This window comes from Oricola indica, from assembly GCF_019966595.1.
Taxonomy (GTDB): domain Bacteria; phylum Pseudomonadota; class Alphaproteobacteria; order Rhizobiales; family Rhizobiaceae; genus Oricola; species Oricola indica.
In genome coordinates, this window is record NZ_JAINFJ010000001.1 from 664,064 (window position 1) to 684,436 (window position 20,373).

14 protein-coding genes, 1 other RNA gene and 1 pseudogene are annotated in these 20,373 nt (G+C 64.0%); 5 read left to right on the top strand and 11 right to left on the bottom strand.

Features of this window, described 5'->3' with window-relative positions; all coding sequences use genetic code 11:
• The first annotated feature begins 4 nt into the window (after positions 1-4).
• The 3 genes from ssrA to LC343_RS03165 all read left to right on the top strand — a co-directional run bounded on the left by ssrA (position 5) and on the right by LC343_RS03165 (position 1,229).
• Positions 5-361: a transfer-messenger RNA gene (gene ssrA, locus LC343_RS03155) on the top strand.
• A 106-nt stretch (positions 362-467) separates the two neighbouring features.
• Positions 468-989 carry an SspB family protein gene (locus LC343_RS03160; protein WP_223475637.1) on the top strand — a complete coding sequence of 174 codons (522 nt, stop codon included), beginning with the start codon at positions 468-470 and terminating at the stop codon, positions 987-989.
• A 15-nt stretch (positions 990-1,004) separates the two neighbouring features.
• On the top strand, positions 1,005-1,229 hold the full coding sequence (locus tag LC343_RS03165) for a ribbon-helix-helix domain-containing protein (RefSeq protein ID WP_223475638.1): 225 nt from the start codon (positions 1,005-1,007) through the stop codon (positions 1,227-1,229).
• On the opposite strand, the gene LC343_RS03170 is transcribed toward LC343_RS03165, so the two are convergent.
• The 8 genes and pseudogenes from LC343_RS03170 to LC343_RS03200 all read right to left on the bottom strand — a co-directional run bounded on the left by LC343_RS03170 (position 1,219) and on the right by LC343_RS03200 (position 11,976).
• Positions 1,219-2,121 carry a phosphotransferase family protein gene (locus LC343_RS03170; RefSeq protein WP_223475639.1) on the bottom strand — a complete coding sequence of 301 codons (903 nt, stop codon included), beginning with the start codon at positions 2,119-2,121 and terminating at the stop codon, positions 1,219-1,221. The two genes, LC343_RS03165 and LC343_RS03170, sit on opposite strands and share 11 nt — an antisense overlap.
• Positions 2,118-4,538, bottom strand: coding sequence for a GcvT family protein (locus LC343_RS03175; protein ID WP_223475640.1), 2,421 nt, complete (start codon positions 4,536-4,538; stop codon positions 2,118-2,120). Before LC343_RS03175 ends, LC343_RS03170 begins: the two co-directional genes overlap by 4 nt.
• Positions 4,539-4,542: 4 nt before the next feature.
• Positions 4,543-6,984 (bottom strand): GcvT family protein, encoded by a 2,442-nt coding sequence (locus LC343_RS03180; RefSeq protein WP_223475641.1) that lies wholly within the window; start codon positions 6,982-6,984, stop codon positions 4,543-4,545.
• A complete protein-coding gene (locus tag LC343_RS03185) occupies positions 6,981-7,868 on the bottom strand; it encodes a phosphotransferase (RefSeq protein WP_223475642.1) in 888 nt (295 codons plus the stop codon). The genes LC343_RS03180 and LC343_RS03185 overlap by 4 nt, the downstream gene beginning before the upstream one ends.
• On the bottom strand, positions 7,865-8,458 hold the full coding sequence (locus tag LC343_RS25290) for an ABC transporter permease (RefSeq protein WP_428982506.1): 594 nt from the start codon (positions 8,456-8,458) through the stop codon (positions 7,865-7,867). Before LC343_RS25290 ends, LC343_RS03185 begins: the two co-directional genes overlap by 4 nt.
• A gap of 408 nt (positions 8,459-8,866) precedes the next feature.
• Positions 8,867-9,889, bottom strand: a pseudogene (locus LC343_RS25295) (ABC transporter permease); the annotation flags it as partial.
• A gap of 3 nt (positions 9,890-9,892) precedes the next feature.
• On the bottom strand, positions 9,893-10,912 hold the full coding sequence (locus LC343_RS03195) for a quaternary amine ABC transporter ATP-binding protein (protein WP_223475644.1): 1,020 nt from the start codon (positions 10,910-10,912) through the stop codon (positions 9,893-9,895).
• A gap of 89 nt (positions 10,913-11,001) precedes the next feature.
• Positions 11,002-11,976: an ABC transporter substrate-binding protein gene (locus LC343_RS03200; RefSeq protein ID WP_223475645.1), complete on the bottom strand. Its 975-nt coding sequence runs from the start codon at positions 11,974-11,976 to the stop codon at positions 11,002-11,004.
• A 233-nt stretch (positions 11,977-12,209) separates the two neighbouring features.
• Between LC343_RS03200 and LC343_RS03205 the strand changes: the two genes are divergently transcribed.
• Positions 12,210-12,983 carry a DeoR/GlpR family DNA-binding transcription regulator gene (locus LC343_RS03205; RefSeq protein WP_223475646.1) on the top strand — a complete coding sequence of 258 codons (774 nt, stop codon included), beginning with the start codon at positions 12,210-12,212 and terminating at the stop codon, positions 12,981-12,983.
• Between the two features lie 573 nt (positions 12,984-13,556).
• Here the strand turns inward: LC343_RS03205 and LC343_RS03210 are convergent.
• Positions 13,557-13,829 carry a hypothetical protein gene (locus LC343_RS03210; protein WP_223475647.1) on the bottom strand — a complete coding sequence of 91 codons (273 nt, stop codon included), beginning with the start codon at positions 13,827-13,829 and terminating at the stop codon, positions 13,557-13,559.
• Positions 13,830-13,950: 121 nt separating this feature from the next.
• On the opposite strand from LC343_RS03210, the gene LC343_RS03215 reads away from it, so the two are divergent.
• Positions 13,951-14,865: a LysR family transcriptional regulator gene (locus LC343_RS03215; RefSeq protein ID WP_223475648.1), complete on the top strand. Its 915-nt coding sequence runs from the start codon at positions 13,951-13,953 to the stop codon at positions 14,863-14,865.
• A gap of 253 nt (positions 14,866-15,118) precedes the next feature.
• On the opposite strand, the gene LC343_RS03220 is transcribed toward LC343_RS03215, so the two are convergent.
• Together LC343_RS03220 and LC343_RS03225 are read right to left on the bottom strand one after the other, a co-directional pair.
• A complete protein-coding gene (locus LC343_RS03220) occupies positions 15,119-18,823 on the bottom strand; it encodes an AsmA family protein (protein WP_223476100.1) in 3,705 nt (1,234 codons plus the stop codon).
• A 112-nt stretch (positions 18,824-18,935) separates the two neighbouring features.
• On the bottom strand, positions 18,936-20,345 hold the full coding sequence (locus tag LC343_RS03225) for an FAD-binding oxidoreductase (protein WP_223475649.1): 1,410 nt from the start codon (positions 20,343-20,345) through the stop codon (positions 18,936-18,938).
• Positions 20,346-20,373 lie beyond the last annotated feature (28 nt).

Sequence of the window (20,373 nt, forward strand, 5' to 3'; positions counted from 1 at the left end):
GCCGACCCTTTGAAATCGCTTCGGGAACAGCTATATGCATGGGTGCCGGGCAACCGGCTATGACAATAAACTGGCGATGCAATAAGCCATTCGGACCCGGGGGCGGTACCCGGCGCCTCCACCACAAGCGGTTCACGCGAACCGTTTTTGATGGGGGCGAAACAGGATCGACGAGGGTGTAAAGATCGTTCTTTTGTTCGGCATGATACCACCGTTATCGGGTCAATCTAGTAGTTGCAAACGACAACTATGCTGAGGCACGTCTCGCTGCCTAATGGCGGTTCGACAGCTTCGAATTAAGTCCTAGGGGCTAGCACCTCTAGGCGGGGTCCGGAGGCACCTGGCAACAGAAGCCTCCACTTCCATACCCTTCTCTCGGCTTTCCAGCGGCGTCTGCCTCTTGACCTGCCGCCGCGAAAAAAGCACATCATGACTTCCACGCTTCCCCGAGGGCCGGACGACGAGCAATGACCGAAGACATGATCCGCTATGACATTCTGGTGCAGAATGCCCTGCGTGGCGTGATCCGCAAGGTTCTGACCGAAGTCGGCAAGACCGGTTTGCCCGGGAATCACCACTTCTTCATCACCTTCGTCACCACCGCGCCGGGCGTGAAAGTCTCCAACCGGATGCGCGAGCAGTATCCCGAGCAGATGACGATCGTGCTCCAGCACCAGTTCTGGGACCTTGAAGTGACCGAAACGGCCTTCAGCGTCGGCCTGTCCTTCTCCGACGTGCCGGAAAAGCTGCATGTGCCCTATTCCGCCATTCGCGGCTTCTACGATCCATCGGTGAATTTCGAGCTCGAATTCGATGTCGAAAACGCCGATGCGCCGATCGACGTCCTGCCGGCCGCCAATCCGGAGGATCAGGTCGCGGAGATAACGCCCGAAGCCCATGCGGCGGAAGGCGAAGGCGACCAGGAAGAGGCAACGCCCGCGGGCGGCGCCGATGTGGTCTCGCTCGATTCCTTCAGGAAGAACAAATAGCGCGAAGGGCGCTTCATGCCCGTCCGCAAACACTCCGTCAGCATTTCAGGACACCGCACGAGCTTCTCGATCGAGGAGGAGTTCCTGGCACTTCTCAAGCGCGCCGCCGAACAGGACGGACGTTCGCTTGCCGCGCTCATCGCCGAAATCGACGAGGAAAGGCCGCGCGATTCGAACCTGTCGTCGGCCCTGCGCGTCCATGCGCTCGACCTGGCGCTTCAGGGACGGTTTACGAGTTGATGGCGGCGAGGTGTCTGGCGAATTCCGGCGTCGCCATCAGCGCCTTGCACCGCGCGAAGCGACCGTCGGCATAGGCGCGGAAATCCTCGGCCGGATTGTTGTTGGCAAGCTGGATCAGCCCCCAAAGCGTCCACAGCAGGTCGCACATCGCCTTGTAGATCACCATGCGGCCATGTTCGCGCGGCGGCACTTCGCCCTCGAAATAGGCGACGAGCATTTCCTCGTCCTGCACATCGCTAAAGCCGCCCTCCACCGACAGGTCGCCGAGATCCCACATCGGATCGTTCATGCCGGAATACTCCCAGTCGACGATCCACATGCGGTCGTTGGTGTCGAGAAAGTTCTCGCACAGCGGGTCGCAATGGCATGGCGCGAGCGGAGCCGGATTGACGGCCAGCGCCTCGCGCACCGCTTCGGCCTCGCGGACGACATCGTGATAGCCGTCCGGCAGCGCCACGTCCTTGGTCGAGAGAATGCCGAGATACTCGTCGATCATCGAGAACAGTTCGAATCGAAAGGGAAACACCGCCGTCGAGAGATGCAGCGCGCGAAACACCTCGCCAGCGCGCGCCGGCGCGCCGTCCCGGGTTTGGAACCATTCCGGCGTCATGGTCACCGCGCCCTCGACGAAACGGGTCACCATGACCCCGGTCTTTTCGTCGAAATAATGCATCCGGGGGCTGACGCCGGCCAGCGCCGCGGCGCGCGCGGCGGCGGCCTCGTTGCCCCGGTCGATATATTCTTCGGTGCCCTTGCCGGGAATGCGCAGGCAGTAATCGCCGACGCGATAGACGAGATTGGTCAAACCGCCGAGACGCTGTGGTTCACCGGCGTCCGCGAGCAGCGGAATACCAGCGATGATTGTGCGCGCCTCGTCGATTTCTGCCGTCATGCCTTCAAACGCTCCATTCTCGCATCATAGAGGCAGCGTGGACCGCGCACCGCCTCATATGCCTTGCCGAACGCCTCGATCTGAAACGCCCCCTCGCCGGCCAGTTCCACGGGCAGATAGCCGAAGCCGATCGTCTTGCCCAGGTGATGACCGTAGCCCGCGCTCGAAAGCGAACCGACTGCCTTCCCCTCAAGTAGCACGGTTTCGCCGCCGAGAAACGGTGCGAAACCCTGTAGTGCGAATGTTACGAGGCGTCGCGTTACACCGGCTTGCTTCGCCTTGGCAAGCGCTTCCCTGCCGATGAAGTCGCCTTTGTCCAGCGCGACGGCAAATCCGAGCCCCGCCTCGAAGGGCGTGGTCTCTGGCGTGATGTCGGCCGACCAGTACAGATACCCCTTCTCGAGCCGGCAGCTTTCGATGGCGCGGTAACCGGCATCGGCGATGCCGTGCGGCTCGCCGGCGGCCTTCAGCGTCTCATAGACATGCGCCGCATAGTCCTGCGGCACGTAGAGCTCCCAGCCCAGTTCGCCGACATAGCCGACCCGTACCGCAAGCGCGCGCGCCAGCCCGATCTCGATCTCGCGCGCGGCGAGGAACGGAAAAGCCTCGTTCGACAGATCGTCCTCGCAGACCGACTGCAGCACGTCCCGCGCTTTCGGCCCGCAAATGTTGATCACCGAATAGGCGTTCGTTACGTCGCGCATCGCGACGCCGTCGGGCAAATGGCGGCGCATCCAGGCGCTGTCGCGCACGCCGAAGCCCGCGCCCGTCACCATCAGGAACCGGCCCGGACCGGCGTGAACGAAGGTCAGATCCGCCTCGACACCGCCTGTCTCGTTGCAGAGCTGCGTGTAGAAGGCCTTGCCCGGTTCACCCGCAAGATCGCCGGCGGCGATGGCGTTCAACGCCGCCTGCGCGCCCGCTCCGGTGATCTCGAATTTCGAGAAGGACGACTGGTCGATCAGCGCCACCCGCTCGCGGATCGCTTTGGCTTCCTCACCGACGGCATCGAACCAGCCCGGCTTGCCTTCGAAACTCGGCGTCTCGGTTGATGTCGTGCCCGGCAGCGCGAACCAGTTCGGCCGCTCCCAGCCGAATTTCGAGCCGAACTGCGCGCCCGAAGCCGCAAGGTTGGCATGCAGCGCTGACCGCCGCAGCCCCCGGCCGGCGTGGCTTTCCTCGCCCGGCCAGTGGATCTTGTAATAGGAGCCGTAGGCCTCGACGGCGCGTTCCTCGAGATATTTCGCCTGGGCGTGAGGCGCGCCGAAGCGGCGAACATCGAAGGCCCAGAGGTCGAGGCCTGGATCGCCATGCATGATCCAGTTGCACATGGCCTCGCCCGCCCCGCCGGATGCGGCGATACCGGCGGTGAACCCGCAGGCGACGTAGAAGTTATCGAGTTCCGGCGCCAGCCCCATGATCGGCTCGCCGTCGGCGGAAACGGGAATGGGCCCGTTGATGATCGTGCGGATACCGATCTCGTTGAGCACTGGAAGCCGTTCGGCCGCCGGCAGCGCGAACAGTTCCAGCCGGTCCATATTGGCGGGAAACAGTTGGCGGCCGAAATCGAACGGCGCGCGCTGGCCCCAGCAGCCGGGCGTTCCGTCCTCCCAGCCGCCGATCGCAAACGCGCCGCCCACATCCGGTTTCAGGTAAAAATTCTTGTCCGGGTCGCGCAGCGTCGGCAGGTCGTCGCCATAGTCGAGACCCTTCTCGGTGACGAAATACTGGTGTTCCACCACGCCCGCCGCAAGCGCGACGCCAGCCATCTCGCCAATCCGCTTGGCCCACAGTCCGGCGCAATTCACCAGCACGTCGCAGCCGATCGTGCCATGATCGGTGACCACGCCCACCGCGCGCCGGTTCTCGATCACGATGTCCTCGACCTGCACGCCTTCCTCGATGCGCGCGCCGTTTTGCCGGGCGGCATATGCCATCGCCTGCGTCAGCGCATAGGGATCGATATAGCCGTCCGACGGAATGAAGGCCGCGCCCACAACGCCGTCCGGGTCGACATAGGGGAACTTGTCGCGCGCTTCCGACGCGCTCAGGCTGTGGCACTCGAAGCCGAAGCTCTTGGCGAGCTGCATCGAGCGCCGGATTTCGCTCCAGCGCGGCTGGCTCGACGCCAATCGCAACGATCCGACCTTCTTCCAGTCGGTCGCCTGGCCGGTCTCCGCTTCGAGCCGGTCGAACACGGCCACGGAATTCTGCATCAGCTGCGTCAGCGATTTCTTGCCGCGCAACTGCCCGACAAGTCCTGCTGCATGCCATGTGCAGCCATGGGTGATCTGCGCCTTTTCGAGGACGAGCACGTCCTTTTCCCCGGCGCGGGCGAGATGATAGGCAAGCGAGCAGCCGATAGCGCCACCGCCAATGATGACGATGCGCGCATGGCGATCCGGATTGAACGACATGATGTCAGGCTTTCACACGGGAGTTTGAAGGATCGAAGAACGGGTCCATGCCGATGGTCGCAGGGAAGCGTTCATTGGCCACCACGAGTTCGTAGGAGCCCGATTCGAGGAAATCGTCGCTGACGCCGTCGGCATTGCGCACATAGCCGTAGCCGACGCTCTTGCCGATCGTGTAGCCGTAGCCGCCCGAAGTCAGGTAGCCGACCGTCTCGCCGTCGCGCAGGATCGTCTCGCGTCCGACCAGCACGACATCCGGATCGTCCAGCGTGAACCCGGCGAGCCGCTTCGTCAGCGCCTGACCGGCCTTCGCCTCCAGCGCCTTGCGGCCCATGAAATCGGTGTTCTTGCGCAGCTTCACCGCCCAGCCGAGCCCCGCCTCGAAGGGCGTGTCATTCGGCGTGATGTCCGATGACCACGCGCGGTAGCCCTTCTCCAGCCGCAGGCTTTCCAGCGCCCGGTAGCCGATGGGCCGGATATTGTCCGCTTCGCCGGCCGCCATCAGCGCGTCGAAAATCTCGCCGGTCGCGCCAATCGGCACATGCAGTTCCCAGCCGAGTTCGCCGACATAGGTCACGCGAAGCGCCCGCACCGTGTAGCCGGCGATGTCGATCTCGCGCACATGCGCGAAGGGAAACGCCGCATGGGACACGTCGGCGTCGGTCACCTTGGCCAGCACGTCGCGCGCCTTCGGACCCATCAGCGACAGCGTGCCCCATTCCTCCGTGATATCCGTGAGCGTCGCGTCGCAATCGGCCGGGATATGGTCGGCGATCCAGGCGGCGTCATGGGTGCGGAAGCCCGTGCCAGTGACGATGTAGAACCTGTCTTCGGCCAGTCGCGCCACGGTCAGGTCGGCCTCGATGCCGCCCCGGCTGTTCAGCAGCTGCGTGTAGGTCAGCCGGCCGACCGGCTTCGACACGTCGTTGGCGCAGATCCAGTCGAGCGCCTTCTGTGCGTCCGGGCCGGTGAGTTCGTATTTGGCGAAGGACGACTGGTCGAAGATGCCGACATGCTCGCGCACATGCGCGTGTTCGTCGCCAACCGGGCCGAACCAGTTCTGCCGGCCCATCGAATAGACGTCTTCCGCCTCCATGCCCTCCGGCGCGAACCAGTTCGGCCGTTCCCAGCCGAGCTTGGAACCGAACACCGCGCGATACCCCTTGAGGCGGTCGTAGAGCGGCGAAACGATGCGCGGTCGCCCGCTCTCGTATTCGGCATGCGGAAAACCGATTTCGTAATGCTTGCCATAGGCTTCGAGCGTCCGGTCGCAGACCCACTGCCGGTCGCGGTGCATCTCCGAAAACCGCCTGATGTCCACGACCCAGAGATCGAGCGGCGCCTCGTCGGTCATCGTCCATTCGGCGAGCACCCAGCCCGCGCCGCCGCCCGCCGCGATGCCGAAGGCGTTGAAGCCCGCGCCGACATACATGTTGGCGCATTCCGGCGCGGTGCCGAGGATGAAATTGCCGTCCGGCGTGAAGCTCTCCGGGCCGTTGATCATCTGCTTGACGCCGCTTTCCGCCAGCGCCGGAATCCGGGCCATCGCCTGTTCCATATGCTGTTCGAAATGGTCGAAATCGTCGTCGAACAGCCGGAATTCCCAATCGTTCGGCACGTCGCCGGTCGTCCAGGGTTGCGGGTTCGGTTCGTAGCCGCCCATCACCAGCCCGCCGACTTCCTCCTTGAAATAGGTGCGCCGGTCGGGATCGCGGATCGTCGGCGCATCGGTGGCAAGCCCCGGGATCGGCTCGGTGATGATGTATTGGTGCTTCACCGGCTGCAGCGGAACATTGATGCCGGCCATCTCGCCGACCTGCCGCGCCCACTGGCCGGCGCAATTGACCACCTTCTCGCAGGCGATCTCGCCCTTGTCCGTCTTCACGGAGACGATCCGGTCGCCCTCCATCCCGAAACCCGTCACGCGGACATTCTCGTGGATCTTCGCGCCATGCATGCGCGCGCCCTTGGCGAGCGACTGGGTGATGTCGGACGGGCTCGCCTGCCCGTCGGTCGGCAGCCAGCTGGCACCGACGAGATCGGACGTGTCCATCAGCGGCCACATCGCCTTGACCTCGTCGGGCGAAAGCAAATGCATCTCCATGTCGAAGGAGCGCGCCGTCGTCGCCAGCCGCCGGTATTCCGTCCAGCGGTCCTCATTAGTGGCGAGCCGCAGGCAGCCGCTCATCTTCCAGCCCGTGGCGAGACCCGTCTCCGCATCGAGGCGCTTGTAGAGGTCGACCGAATATTTCAGCACCCGCGTGATCGAGGCGGACGAGCGCAACTGGCCGACGAGACCTGCCGCATGCCACGTCGAGCCGGAGGTCAGCGCCCCCTGCTCCAGAAGCACGACTTCGGCCTTGTGGTCTTTCGCCAGGTGATAGGCGGTGGAGCAGCCGATGATGCCGCCGCCAATGACGACGATCTGCGCGTGCTGGGGTAGCGTCATGATCCGGTCTTTCCGTGTTTGGAGCGATAGCGGTCGAGCGCGGCGGAGAGCCGGTCGAGGTTTTCGCGCGCATAGTCGGCATAGTTTGCGCCGGGCGCGCTGAGATGAAGATGGGACACCATGGCCCACATCGCCTCGCGCAGAAGCGAGGCGCATTGCATGGCGTCGAAGGAGCGCATCAGCGCACTGTCCGGCGCGTGGCCGAAATAGGTCGTGAGCAATGCGGCAGCGGCGTCCTCGTCCATGCCGGAATTGGACGCAGCGCCGGCAAGATCGAACATCGCCGTCGAGAAGCCGGCATATTCGAAATCGATCAGCCACAGCCTCTCGCCGTCATCGAGAAAATTCCCCGGCAGCAGGTCGTTATGTCCGAAGACGATCGGCAGCGGCGCCTGTGCGGCTTCCAGTTCGGCGGCCAGCTCCAGATATCCCGGAAGCTCCGGCGTGAACGCACTGCCGCCCGCCTCGATCGTGCGGGCATAGTCGCGGATCACGTGGAACGCCCAGAACATGAAGCCCGGCCCGGTGATTTCGGCCGGCATCTTGGTGTGGAAATCATGCAGCAGCCGCGCGATCCGCTCGGGCTGGGCGCGCATGTCGGCTTCCGTCCATGTCCGCGCGTCGAGGAATTGCGAAACCATCACGCCCGGCGCGGCATATTCCACCTTCGGCGCGAAACCGGCCGCATGCGCCGCCCGCGCACAGGCGATCTCGCGCTCGCGGATGACATGGTGGAAGATGTAATCCTTGCCGAACCGCACGACATGCCGGCCCGCGCCGTCCGTCACCAGCCAGCTCTCGTTCGACAATCCGCCCGTCAGCGGTTCCATCTCGACGCTGCCGGTCCAGCACGGCAGCGCGGCCACGCGGTCTGACACGCTCATGAAGGCTCCTCCGCAATCCCGAGCCGCGCCCGCGCCCGCGCCGCGCCCGCCGAGATCAGCCGGTCCGCGATGATCGCGATAAAGGCAACCGCCAGGCCGGCGACGAGACCGCGTCCCGGATCGGCCTTGGTCAGCGCGATATAGACCTCCTGTCCGAGATCGCGCGTGCCGACCAGCGCGGTGATCACAAGCATCGAGAGCGCGAACATGATCGTCTGGTTCACGCCCAGCATGATCTCCGGCAGCGCGAGCTTCAGCTTGATGCGCGTGAGCAATTGCCACTCGGTGCAGCCCATCGCCTTGCCGGCCTCGACGAGGCGCGGATCGACCCGATTGATGCCGAGCACCGTGTAGCGGATCGCCGGCGCGACCGCATAGGCGACGACCGCGATCATCGCCGTGAAGTCGCCGACGCGAAACAGCATCACCGCCGGCATCAGGTAGACGAAGGACGGCAGCGTCTGCAGCGTGTCGATCGCAAGCTTCACCCAGCGCCACAACCGGTCGCGCTCGGCGGAGAGAATTCCCACCGGAATGCCGATCAGCCCGGCGAACATCACGGAAATCCCGCACAGATAGACCGTGATCATCGCCTTTTCCCACTGGCCGGTCGCGGCGATCAGCGCGGCGAGCGCAGCGACGAGCAGCGCCAGCTTCGGCCCGCGCAACAGGAAACCGGCAAACGCCAGCAGCGCCACGACGCCGGCCCAGGGCAGGCTTAAGAGGAACCGTTTGAACGGCACCAGCAACTGGATCAGCAGCGTGTTCTTGATCGCTTCCAGCGTGTCGAAGAAATTGACGTTGATCCATTCCACGACGCGCGACCAGAAGGTCCCGGTCGAAACCTGCAGCGCTTCCGGATAGGCCTGGATGGCGGGAACAAAAAGGCCGGCGACGCCCGTAAGGACCACGAAACCGAGCGCCGCCAGCAAATAGGGATGACGCGCCATGAAACCGCGCGCCTGCGTTTCATCGGTCGCCGCATTGCGGTTGGCAAAGGCCTGGCTCAGCCGGTCGAGCGCGATCGCCAGCGCCACGATGGCCAGCCCCGCCTCCAGTCCCGCGCCGAAATCCAGCCGCCGCAACGCCGCCAGCACGTCATAACCGAGCCCGCCCGCGCCGATCATCGAGGCGATGATCACCATGTTCAGCGACAGCATGATCACCTGGTTGACGCCAACCATCAGGCTTTCCTTGGCAGTCGGCACCAGCACCCGCCATGTCATCTGGCGGCGCGTGCATCCGATCATGTTGCCGAGATCGCGCACTTCGGAAGGCACCTGGCGCAGCGCCAGCATGGTCACGCGCGTCATCGGCGGCATGGCGTAGATCAGGGTCGCGACCACCGCCGCCGTCGCGCCGAAGCCGAACAGGAACAGGATCGGCACGAGATAGGCGAAGACCGGGATCGTCTGCATCAGGTCGAGGATCGGCAGCAGCGCCCGCTCCAGCCAGCGCCAGCGATAGGCGGCGATGCCGAGCAGCAATCCGCCGACGACGCCGAGCGGCACCGCGACGAGGATCGAGGCAAGCGTCACCATGGCGCTCGTCCACTGTCCGAACACGGCGATGAACAGGAAGCACAGCGCGACGATCAGCGCGAGCCGGCGTCCGCCCGCATAAAGCCCCATCAGCGTCACGATCGCCGTCACCGCGATCCACGAAATCGGCGGCAGCAGTTGCACGGCGCTGGAGCCAGGTCCGCTCATCAGGCCCGAGGCGAGAAGGCTCAGCGCCACCTTGTAGGGGAAGTCGATGACCGCCGCGATGAAGCGCGTCAGGTCGGTGAAGGTGAACAGGCCGAATGTCGCGTCATTGAGCAGCCACTTGGTGAAATCGCTGATCCAGCGCGCCGCCGGGATAATCTGCTTCTTGGGATACTCGAACGCCCAGGGCGCGATATCCTCGCCGAACTTCCAGAAGAGGATGAAGGCGGCGAGCGCCAGCACGAAGACAACGAGGCCTCGCCACGCCGTGGTCGTCGTCACGCTGCCCGACCGGGTTGCCGCCACATCCGCCATCGGTCAGCCCCGCATCATCAGCTCGATAACGTCGTCGCGCCGCAGGACGCCGATCGTCTCGCCGCTCTCGCCGGTCACCCGCAGCCGTTCCGCCCCCTGGAGGAAAAGGGGCGCCGCCTCGGCGATCGTCGCCCGGGCGGAAACCGCGGCCTCGGGCGCATCGCCGTCGTCCCGGGTCATGACGGATCCGGCGCGCACCACCTTGGCCCGCGGCACGGCGCGGGTGAACTCCTCGACATACTCGGTCGCCGGGTTGAGCACGATATCCTCCGGCGTCCCGGCCTGGACGATCTCGCCGTCCTTCATGATCGCGATCCGGTCCGCCAGGCGGATGGCCTCGTCGAAATCATGCGTGATGAAAACAATGGTCTTCCTGAGCACCGATTGCAGGCGGATGAATTCGTCCTGCATCTCGCGGCGGATCAGCGGGTCGAGCGCCGAGAACGGCTCGTCCAGGAACCACAGTTCCGGCTCGACGGCGAGCGAACGGGCGATACCGACGCGCTGTTGCTGGCCGCCGGACAATTGCCGGGGATAGGAATCCTCGCGGCCGGTCAGCCCGACCAGCGAAATCATCTTTCGGGCGCGGTCCTCGCGCGTCGCGCGGTCGACCCCCTGCACTTCCAGCGGGAAGGCGACATTGGCGAGCACCGTCATGTGCGGCAGCAGCGCGAAATGCTGGAACACCATGCCCATCTTGTGGCGGCGGATTTCAATCATCCGCTTTTCGTCGGCCGCCAGCAGGTTCTCGCCGTGAAAGAGGATTTCCCCGGCGGTTGGCTCGACGAGGCGCGAGAGACAGCGCACCAGCGTCGACTTGCCGGAGCCCGAAAGCCCCATGATGACGAAGATTTCGCCCTCGTTGACGCTCAGGCTGACATTGCGCGCCGCGCTGACCAGCCCCTCGGTGGAGATTTGTTCCAGCGTCGGGTTGCCGCCGGTTTTTTCCAGGAACTCATGGGCGCCCTGCCCGAAAAGTTTCCAGATATTGCGGCATACCAGTTTGGCTTCCGGCGGCGACATTCAAGGCCTCGGCAGATCGAAGGAATTGCGGATGAGAAGCCACCGCCCTTTCGGGCGGCGGCCTTCGGTGTACGGTCGGATACGGGCCCTTACTGGCCGATCCAGCCTTTCCAGCGGTCTTCGTTGTCCGCCATCCAGCTGTCGACGACATCGTCGATGGACTCGCCGTCGAGATCGACGTCGGTAATCATCGCGCCCATCTCGTCATTGTCGATCGTGAATGCCTTGATCGCCTCATAGGCGCCGGGCCATTTGTCCTTCACGCCGGCCCAGCCGACCTTCCAGATCTCGCCGAACGGCTTGCCGCAGTCATAGGCCATGTCGGGATTGGAGCCCCAGGCCGGGTCGTTGTAGCAATCGGCGGTGTATTCGGGAAACTCCACCCACTCGCCTTCGTACTTCGCCGGAGCCCAGTGCGGTGCATAGACCCAGAGCAGCACCGGAGCCTCGCGCTGATAGGCGCTTTCCAGTTCCGCGAACAGCGCGGCGTCGGTGCCGGCATGGATCACCTCGAAGGGCAGGTCCAGCGCTTCGACGCGCTCGTCGTCAAAGCCGCCCCAAGTCACCGGACCGCCGAGATAACGGCCCTTCGGCGCGGTTTCGGCCGTCGAGAAGGCCTCGGCGCATTCCTCGGTCTTCAGCGCTTCCCAGTTGGGAAGACCGGGGCACTTTTCCTTCATGTAGATCGGGTACCACCACTCTTCCTTGGCCTTCATGCCGGTCGGGCCGAAATTCTCGACCTTGCCGGTAGCCGTCGCGGCGTCCATCGCCTCGCGACCGGTGGTTTCCCACATTTCCATGGCGACATGCAGGTCGCCGGTTTCCAGTCCCGCGAACTGGGCCAGGTAGTCGGCCTGGACATATTCGACATTGTAGCCGGCCTTCTGCAGCACCTCGCCCATCAGCTGGGTCGTGATCAGCTGGCCTGTCCAGTCATGCAGCGTCAGCTTGATCGGATCGGAGGATTCCTGCGCCGATGCGGGAAAAGCCGCCGCCGTCAGCGCAAAGGCCGAGACCGCGAGGCCGGCCAGTACCGTCTTCGTCTTGCGTTGAGTTGCTTTCATGTCGAGCTCCCTGTTCACCCTGTTTCCGGGACCCGTGATGATCGCAATTGGCAGGCCGAACGATGTCGGCGATTGCAGCACACCCTAGTCCTGACCAAAATTACGCGTGAGATTTCGGGTTCTGTCAATCGCGTTGTGTGGTATTTTGTGATTTTTATGCCCGGTTTTGTGGAAATGCCTGTAAAATCGGCGAGACATGCCCAAGCCGTGGGCAGGAATCGGAGTTGAAAGCCATGCTTTCCAAGCGCCACCAGCAAATCCTGCGCATCCTCAACGAGGAGGGAACGGTCACGATCTCCTCCCTCGCGGCGCGTCTCGACGTCTCGCTCGAAACGGTCCGCCGTGACGTCAAGCCGCTGACCGAGAACGGCTCCGTCCTCAAGATCCATGGCGCGGTCGGCCTTGCCGGCCAGATCGGCGAGGCCCCCTTTGAGCGCCGCATGCGCGAAAACGCCGTCGCCAAGCAAACGATCGCCCGCCATCTGGCCTCGACCATCCACAATGGCGAATCCGTCATGCTCGACACCGGCACGACGACGAGCTTTGTCGCCCGCGAACTGACCGGCCACCGCCGCCTCACCGTGGTCACCAATTCCTCGGACATCGCCCGCACGCTGGCGACGGTAAACGGCAATCGCGTCTACATGGCCGGCGGCGAGTTGCGCAGCGATTCCGGCGCCGCCTTCGGCAATTCCGCCATCGACTTCATCACCCGCTTCACGGTCGCCCACGCCGTCATCTCCGCTGGCGCGCTCGATGCCGGCGGCGTGATGGATTTCGATCTCGAGGAATCCGAATTCGCCCGGCGCGTTCTGGCCTGCGGCGAGCGCAAGGTCGTCGTCTCCGACGGCTCCAAATTCGGCCGCAGGGGCCTCGTCTCCGTCTGCCGGTTCGACGCGGTCAGCGAACTGATCACCGACCGCGATCCACCGGAAGAGATCGCCGACGCGCTCGAAGCCGCCGGCACGACCCTCACGGTCGCAGGCGCCTCCAGCCAGAAGAGCTAGGGTCGGGGCTCATTATTGATGCAGTGCAATTGTCACTGCACCAGCTGTCGCAGCCAAACCCGTAGTCCGGAAAATGCGCCTGTATTGCGGCACGGACCGAAGGTGCGTTTCGCTTCGGGCGAAAACAAACTGAGGCGCTACTAAAAAACAGACACCCGGAGGGAGGCGTCTTTTCCTGCGATGACAGCAATGGACTGGTCGGGGTGTATTCAGCCGAAGCGGGGCTTTTTGATATCTTCCCAGGTCTCTTGTCAGACCTGAATTCCAAACCGGCAATTGCCATCGACTACGAAAACGCAGCGTTCCCATAAACCACGGGCTACCGAACCTGAAAGATATGCCCTCCGACTGGTGTGGCAGCGGCGAGCTTGTTCCTGAGTAAGCGCAAGATCTGCGGTGGGTAAGAAGCCGTCTTGAAACTGGTTCCGGGACGGATGGCCGGGAATAGCCCGCAATGCTTCTGCGCCGCGATCAGTCCCAGAAGCCATGGATCGAACCGATCATACATCGATATTTGCGCATCAGAGATTGTGTGTTCCCGAACTGAAGTTTGGGCAACTGGAACCAAATGTCTTACGCGTCCTCCAGAAAGTAACTGAGCTGTTCCAGGAAACCAAACTTGCGCATCATTGCATCACCTTCTGGCGTGCGGCTGATCTCGCGCATCTTTTCGAGGTCATGCACTTCGCCGACGACAGCGGCCTGATTGGCATTTTGCGGGTCGCGCAGAAATCTCAATTTGCCAGTGGCGCTGCCGAAGAGCTCTTTGTGAGCAACGTGGAATTCTTCGAGCTCAGCTCCGACAGGAATGTGGGAGACTCGGGTTACGGATACGAGCAGTGTCATGATTTGTCCTATCAATCGTCAGATTTACCGGCCCCTTGCTGGGCTTACTGCAGGTTGGCATGCCCCGGGTTTATGTGAATATATATGCATTATGCGTTTTATAGTTTTATGAGATCGAACAATGATTGACCAACTCAGAACCATGGCGATCTTTCAGACGGTTGCCGAACATGGATCGTTTCGACAGGCCGCAAAACAACTGCATCTGTCGCCGTCAGTCATCAGCCATCATGTGTCCAAACTCGAAGAAACACTGGGTGTGCCGCTGCTGTATCGCTCAACGCGGCGCATGTCGCTGACCGACGCGGGGGCCGAACTGTTGGCGGCCAGCCAGCGCATGACCGCTGCTGCCATAGATGGTCTTTCAGCCGTCGAGCGGCGCGCATCCCAGCCAACCGGAACACTGACAATCGCAGCCCCGACGCCGTTCGCGCACAGCCCCTACGTCGAGGCGTTCACACGATTTTCGCAGGCCTATCCCGGCGTACATTTGTCAGTGCAGCTCGAAGACAAGCCGGTCCAGTTGGAGGGATCCAATATCGACGTCGCCATTCGGGGGCGCACTCACGACCTTGACGACAGCAGCTACAAGGCGCGCAAGCTCGGCAATGTCCAGTTCTGTGTCTTTGCTGCGCCATCCTATGTAGCCGGGCGCTCGACGCCGCAATCCATGGAGGACTTGGCCGACTGGGACTGGATACAAAGTCTTCCGATATCGTGGACCGCCTACGCAACCCTGGCTGATGGCAAGGTTCCCGAACGGTCCCCTCGGATCGTGGTGACCTGCAACAATTTCTCAATGGCTCGGAAATTCGTCGATGAGGGACTTGGGTTTATGATCGAAACCTATCCGCTCGTTGCCGATGATTTCCGCGCCGGACGTCTCGTGCAACTGGTGCCTCGGGTCAAGTTGCGCCCCATCGACGCTTACGCGATCTACCCGGCCAATAGCCCCAAGAATGGGCTTGCTCATCTGTTTGTCGATTTCATGATGGATCAGTCATGGACCATAGAACACGGTTTCGGCGTCAGGTGATCGATCCGGGCCGAACAACGAAAGCCGCCATTCAAACCGCCAGGCTGAGAGGCGGCTTTGCCCGCATTGCTGACTTACGCGGTCGATTGATTGGTTTCAGTGGTTCTGCCGAAAGCGGTCATCGGCATTCGTCCATTTATGAGTACACTTCCCGGTGCAATTCAGGTCTAGATCGAAACCTCTGCATCAAAAGGCGCGTTCGGGCCACAGGCGAAAGGCGGCGCATTCGGATTCTGTTACGACCGGAAATACCCTAGTTGTCTGCGCCGGGTTCGGGGGAGCCATTGCCGCGCCGCGCGCTTGATCGCGTGAAACCGCCTCGAGCGAGCCGTCTCGCAGCCTCCTCGGCCGCCTGCGTGCGCATGGTGGCCGGATCGAGCACCACGCGCAGCGGTTCGCCCGCATCGACGGGATGCATGCGTGCGTCGTCCTGCCCGTCCTCCGCCGCCTCTTTGGCCTTCTCTTCCCGCAGCTTCGCGAGATAATCGAGCAGCAGGACCTCGCGCCGAAGCCTCTGCTTTTCCAGCAGCCGCGCCTGCAGCGCCTCGACCCGCGCCTGCTCGCGCTCCAGCGCGCGTTGCGTCAGATAACCGGTCAGCGGGTCGAAATCGCGCGTGACGTCGAAACCGCCCTCCTCCGCCGACGAGAAGGCCAGCGCGATTTCCGGCTGCGGCCCGGCGGCGGCCTCCTCTCCGGGATCGAAGCTCAGCCGCGCATCGCCCGCGATCGTGCCGGCGACGATATCCATCGCGGCATTGAGGTTGACGGAAAAATCCCCGACCCGCGCGCTCGCATTCGACAGGCGGATTTCACCGCCCGAAACCGAGACCGCATAATCGGCCGGCGGCAGCACCGTTTCGCCGGTCAGGAGCGTTTCGCGGGCAACTCCGCGCATCTGCTCCACGGTCATGTCGTAGCCGACCATGTCGGCCTCCGCGATCAGGTCCGCGAAACCGTCCGCATTGACCCCTCCGACCGTCAATTGCCCGGTCGACAGAACGCCCGAGCCGGTCAGCGAGTCGAGCAGCGCGGAATTGCTGCGGCCGGTTCCGGTCAGTTGCAGCGCCAGGCCGGTCGTCCCGGCCATCACCCGGCCGACTTCCGGCGCGAGCTGCGCAACCGACAGGTCGCCCGCCGTCAATTGCGCGTTGAGCAAGGTCAGCCCGCCATCGTTGCGCAGCGAGATCAACCCGCCAAACGTGCCGCCGCCATAACTCGCCGTGACGTCCCTGAAGGCCATCTCGTTGTCGCGATAGACGAAGGTGCCGGACACGGCCTTCACGGTCGCCTCGCTGGTCGGGAAGGTCACCTCGCCGGCGGCCAGCCCGACCTCGATATCGTGGCGCGGCAGGATCGGCGGCCCGAATTCACGCTCCAGCGCATCCTCCGGGTCCGCGACACGGATCGCGGCGGCCGGGTCGCCCGTAATGATGGCGAAGAACGGACCGGCATCGACGAATTCCAGCGCCAGATCCCCGCGCACGACGGGGATCTCGTCCGGCATGGATAATGTCAGGTCGCCGGTGATCCGGCTTGCATTGAGCACCGCATCGATCTCGCGCAGCACCGTCTTGCCGCTGCGCTGCGAGATCGCGGCGGAAATGTCCGCCGTCGTGCCGAGCCCGGTCCCGGGAAAGGCATAGCCGAGCGTCAGCAGCCAAGGTTCGATATCGTTCGCCTCGATTTGCAGCTGGCCCGTGAACCCGCTCGACAGGATGTCGGTCGTCAAAACGCCGTCGAGATCCGCCACCATGTCGCCGCTGGTCAGCGTGAACGCCGATTTCATCCCGTCGAACAGGCTGCCGTCGATCCGCGCCGAAACGGCGAGCGGCCCGGGGCTCTCGACCGTGTGCGTCGTCAGCCCGGCCTGCGCGAACAACCGCTCCGCCGCCTCGTTTTCCAGCGAGGCGTTGAGGAAAACCGAAGCCTTTTCGGGATCGCGCATGTCGCCCTTGGCCGTGCTGGTCACCGAGAGTTCGGTTCCGCCGGTCGAACCCGAAACGGACAGGCTCGCTTCTCCGACGAGCGAGGCCTGTCGCGCCACCGTGCCGACGATATCGAGCCGCGTATCCGCAAAGGCGCGAGCGTCCCCCGCCGCGATCTCGCGCAGCCGGGCAAGCGCATCGATATCGGGGAAGCGTTCGGCCAATCCCTCGATCAGCCGGTTGCCGTCCGGCGCGACGATGGTCGCATCGACGCCCGACCCGAGCGCCTCGTTGCGCCGGTCGAGGCTCGCCGTCGCGGAGATCGACGCGCCGAAAAGCCCGGTCACGGACAGGCGGTCGATTTCCGTCTTCAAATCGCGCGACCGGATCGACGCGTCGAGCGTATCCAGCTTGATGCCGCGAATGTCCGGGGCGACGAGGTTGAGCGAGATGTCGAGGTCGTGGTCGGCATAGCGTGCCGCGCCGTCGCCGCCGACGAACATCGCCGACAGGGCTTCCAGCGCATCGAAGTCCAGCTCCTCGCCCCGCAGCGAGAGGTCCAGCGTCGCCCGCCGCGACGGGTCCGAGATGCGTTCGAGCCGCCCTCCGAGCCGTGCCGGTCCGAGGATCACCTCGAGATTGTCCACCGTCTGGCGGTTGGGCTCGAAGGAGACATCGGCCGCGAAGCCCGCATTGGGCAACCGCCGGATCGCCTCGTCGGCGGCCCCGGTCAGCCATGTCGCGAGGCCGGAAGGCTGGCGCGACGCGACGACCAGCGATCCCGCGAAACGCGCCGCCTCCTCGTCATTGCCGGCGTCCGGCAATTGCAGGACCCCATCGGCCTCGACCGTCGTTCGCCCGGGCAATTGCGCCTCGAATCCGGTGACCTTCCACCGCCGCCGGCCGTCCCCTTCCTCCGTGTCGTCCGGCGAGGCCACGAGCTTGATGTCGCGGATCGTCGTGCCGCCCGCGATGATCGCCGGCAGGTCGACGTCGAGACTGCCCGGAACCGGCGGAAAAGGCAGCGCGGCGACGATCGATTCGATGCGCGCCAGCCGCTCGGCAAAGGTCAGGCCGGCCGCGCTTTCCTCCTCGGCGGCCGCCGTATCCGGAAGCGTGACCTGGTTGCCCGTCACCTCGACATGGTAGCGCGGGTTCGCGCCGCCCGTGATACCGGCCGCACCGGTGATCACATAGGGATCGGCGACCGGTCCGAACTCGCCGCGATATTCCTCCACCTCGACGCCGCGTGGCGAGGCGGCGAACTTGCCCTCCACCTCGTACCGCTTCTCGGAACCGCCCGAGAGTGGCCGCACCACGAAGGTTCCGTTATAGGGCGCGGCCGAGGCGACCTCCGGTTCCGCGACACGCCCATCGACGGACAATTCGATGCCCTGGCGCTCCATTTCCAGCACTGTGCGCAGCGAAAAGCCTTCGCGTGACAACCCGCCGGTGGTGACCCGGAAGGCCAACGGCGTGGTCTTCATCCATCCGCTGCCGTCGAGTCGGTAAGGCCCGAGCAGGCTGTCGGCCGAGACAGACGCGTTGATGCCGTCCATCGCCCAGTCGCGCCCGTCGATCTCGTCGCGCAGCGTGATCGACCCGTTGATGATCGAGGCATTCTCGAGCACGACCCGCGTCGGGCTCACCGGCCCGGTCGATGGCAGGGTCCAGTCCGGCAACCCGCGCTCGTCGATGGACATCTCGACCACCGGATTGACCAGTCGCATGTCGAAGATCAGCAATTCGCCGCTCAGGAACGGCGCCAGCTCGGCATCCATCGAAAAACGGTCGGCCGTTGCGAGCGGCTTTTCCGGATCGCCGACGCGCACATCCTCGAAAGTGACGGAGGGAAACGGCAGCAGCCGCGCCTTCGCCTCGCCGGACACGGTCACCTTCTGGCCGAGAATGCGTGTCGCTTCCTTTTCGAAATCGGCGCGATAGGCGTCCCAGTCGATAAAATACGGCCCCACCAGCGCCGCGATCAGCGCCAGAACCAGAAGACTACCCAAAATGACTAAAAGCCGCGCCAGTTGCCTGCTCCCTGGGGCCGAGCCGCATCACCCGGCCGGGCACGACCGGTGACTGCCCTTGCGCATGATGCGCCACTCGGCGTCAAGATCAAGGGTTACGAAGCCCGCAACCCTACAACGTGACAATCTTCCCCGGATTCATGATGTTATCGGGATCGAGCGCACGCTTGATCGACCGCATCACGTCCAGTGCGCCGCCCAGTTCCAGTTCCAGGAACTTCATCTTTCCCTGGCCGATTCCGTGCTCGCCCGTGCAGGTTCCGCCCATCGACAGCGCCCTGATGTTCAGCCGCTCGACGAAATTCTCCAGCGCCTCGATTTCCTTCGGATCTGTGTCGTCGACCAGCACCGAGACGTGGAAATTGCCGTCGCCCGCATGACCGACGATCGGCGCGATCAGCCCGGCTTCCTCGATATCGGCCTCGGTCTCGGAGATGCAGTCGGCAAGCCGCGAGATCGGCACGCAAACATCGGTCGCCACCGCCTTGGCGCCGGGGCGCAGTTGCAGGCACGACCAGTAGGCGTCATGCCGCGCCTGCCAGAGCCGCGCGCGTTCCTCCTCGCGCGTCGACCAGATGAAACCGGAACTGCCGAGCTCCTCGGCGATCTCGCCGAACGTCTCCGCCTGTTCCTTCACGCCCGCATCGGTGCCGTGGAACTCGACGAAGAGGCAAGGCGATACCGGCAGATCCAGCTTCGAATAGTCGACCATCGCCTTCATCTGCAATTCGTTCACCAGTTCGATCCGCGCCACCGGCAGGCCCATCTGGATCGTCATGATCACGGCATGCGTCGCCGCGTCCAGCGTCGGGAACGGACAGACACCCGACGAGATCGCCTGCGGAATGCCCTGAAGGCGCAGCGTCAGCGAGGTGATGACGCCGAGCGTGCCTTCGGATCCCACCATCAGCCGGGTCAGGTCGTAGCCGGCCGAGCTCTTCTTGGCGCGCTTCGCCGTGGTGATCTTGCGGCCGTTCGGCATGATGACATCCATCGCCATGACGTTCTCGCGCATGGTCCCGTAGCGCACCGCATTGGTTCCGGAGGCGCGTGTCGCGGCCATCCCGCCAATGCTGGCGTCGGCACCGGGGTCGATGGGGAAGAACAGGCCCGTGTCGCGCAGATAATCGTTCAGCTGCTTGCGCGTGATGCCCGGTTCGACCACGCAATCCAGATCCTCGGCATTCACCTGGATCACCCGGTTCATCCGGCTGAAATCGATGGAGATGCCGCCCGCCGGCGCGTTCACGTGGCCTTCCAGCGACGTACCGGTTCCAAACGGCACGATCGGCACCTTGTGCTGCGCGCAGACTTCCACAATGGCCTGCGCCTCCTCCGCGTTATCGACGAAGACCACGCCGTCCGGCAATTGCGAGGGAATGTAGGTGGTTGTGTGCGAATGCTGGCGGCGCAGCGCCTCGCCTGCCGAAAACCGCTCGCCGAAACGCTGCTTCAATATGTCGAGCGCAAGGGCGATGCCGCTTTCGTTGCGTTCGGCCGGCTTGATATCATTGAGGGCCACGTATTCCTCCCGACAGTCGATGTGCCGC

Coding starts and splice junctions, on each gene's coding strand:
- LC343_RS03160 (WP_223475637.1), top strand. CDS start 468: ATGACCGAAGACATGATCCGCTATGACATTCTGGTGCAGAATGCCCTG.
- LC343_RS03165 (WP_223475638.1), top strand. CDS start 1,005: ATGCCCGTCCGCAAACACTCCGTCAGCATTTCAGGACACCGCACGAGC.
- LC343_RS03170 (WP_223475639.1), bottom strand. CDS start 2,121: ATGACGGCAGAAATCGACGAGGCGCGCACAATCATCGCTGGTATTCCG.
- LC343_RS03175 (WP_223475640.1), bottom strand. CDS start 4,538: ATGTCGTTCAATCCGGATCGCCATGCGCGCATCGTCATCATTGGCGGT.
- LC343_RS03180 (WP_223475641.1), bottom strand. CDS start 6,984: ATGACGCTACCCCAGCACGCGCAGATCGTCGTCATTGGCGGCGGCATC.
- LC343_RS03185 (WP_223475642.1), bottom strand. CDS start 7,868: ATGAGCGTGTCAGACCGCGTGGCCGCGCTGCCGTGCTGGACCGGCAGC.
- LC343_RS25290 (WP_428982506.1), bottom strand. CDS start 8,458: ATGATCACGGTCTATCTGTGCGGGATTTCCGTGATGTTCGCCGGGCTG.
- LC343_RS03195 (WP_223475644.1), bottom strand. CDS start 10,912: ATGTCGCCGCCGGAAGCCAAACTGGTATGCCGCAATATCTGGAAACTT.
- LC343_RS03200 (WP_223475645.1), bottom strand. CDS start 11,976: ATGAAAGCAACTCAACGCAAGACGAAGACGGTACTGGCCGGCCTCGCG.
- LC343_RS03205 (WP_223475646.1), top strand. CDS start 12,210: ATGCTTTCCAAGCGCCACCAGCAAATCCTGCGCATCCTCAACGAGGAG.
- LC343_RS03210 (WP_223475647.1), bottom strand. CDS start 13,829: ATGACACTGCTCGTATCCGTAACCCGAGTCTCCCACATTCCTGTCGGA.
- LC343_RS03215 (WP_223475648.1), top strand. CDS start 13,951: ATGATTGACCAACTCAGAACCATGGCGATCTTTCAGACGGTTGCCGAA.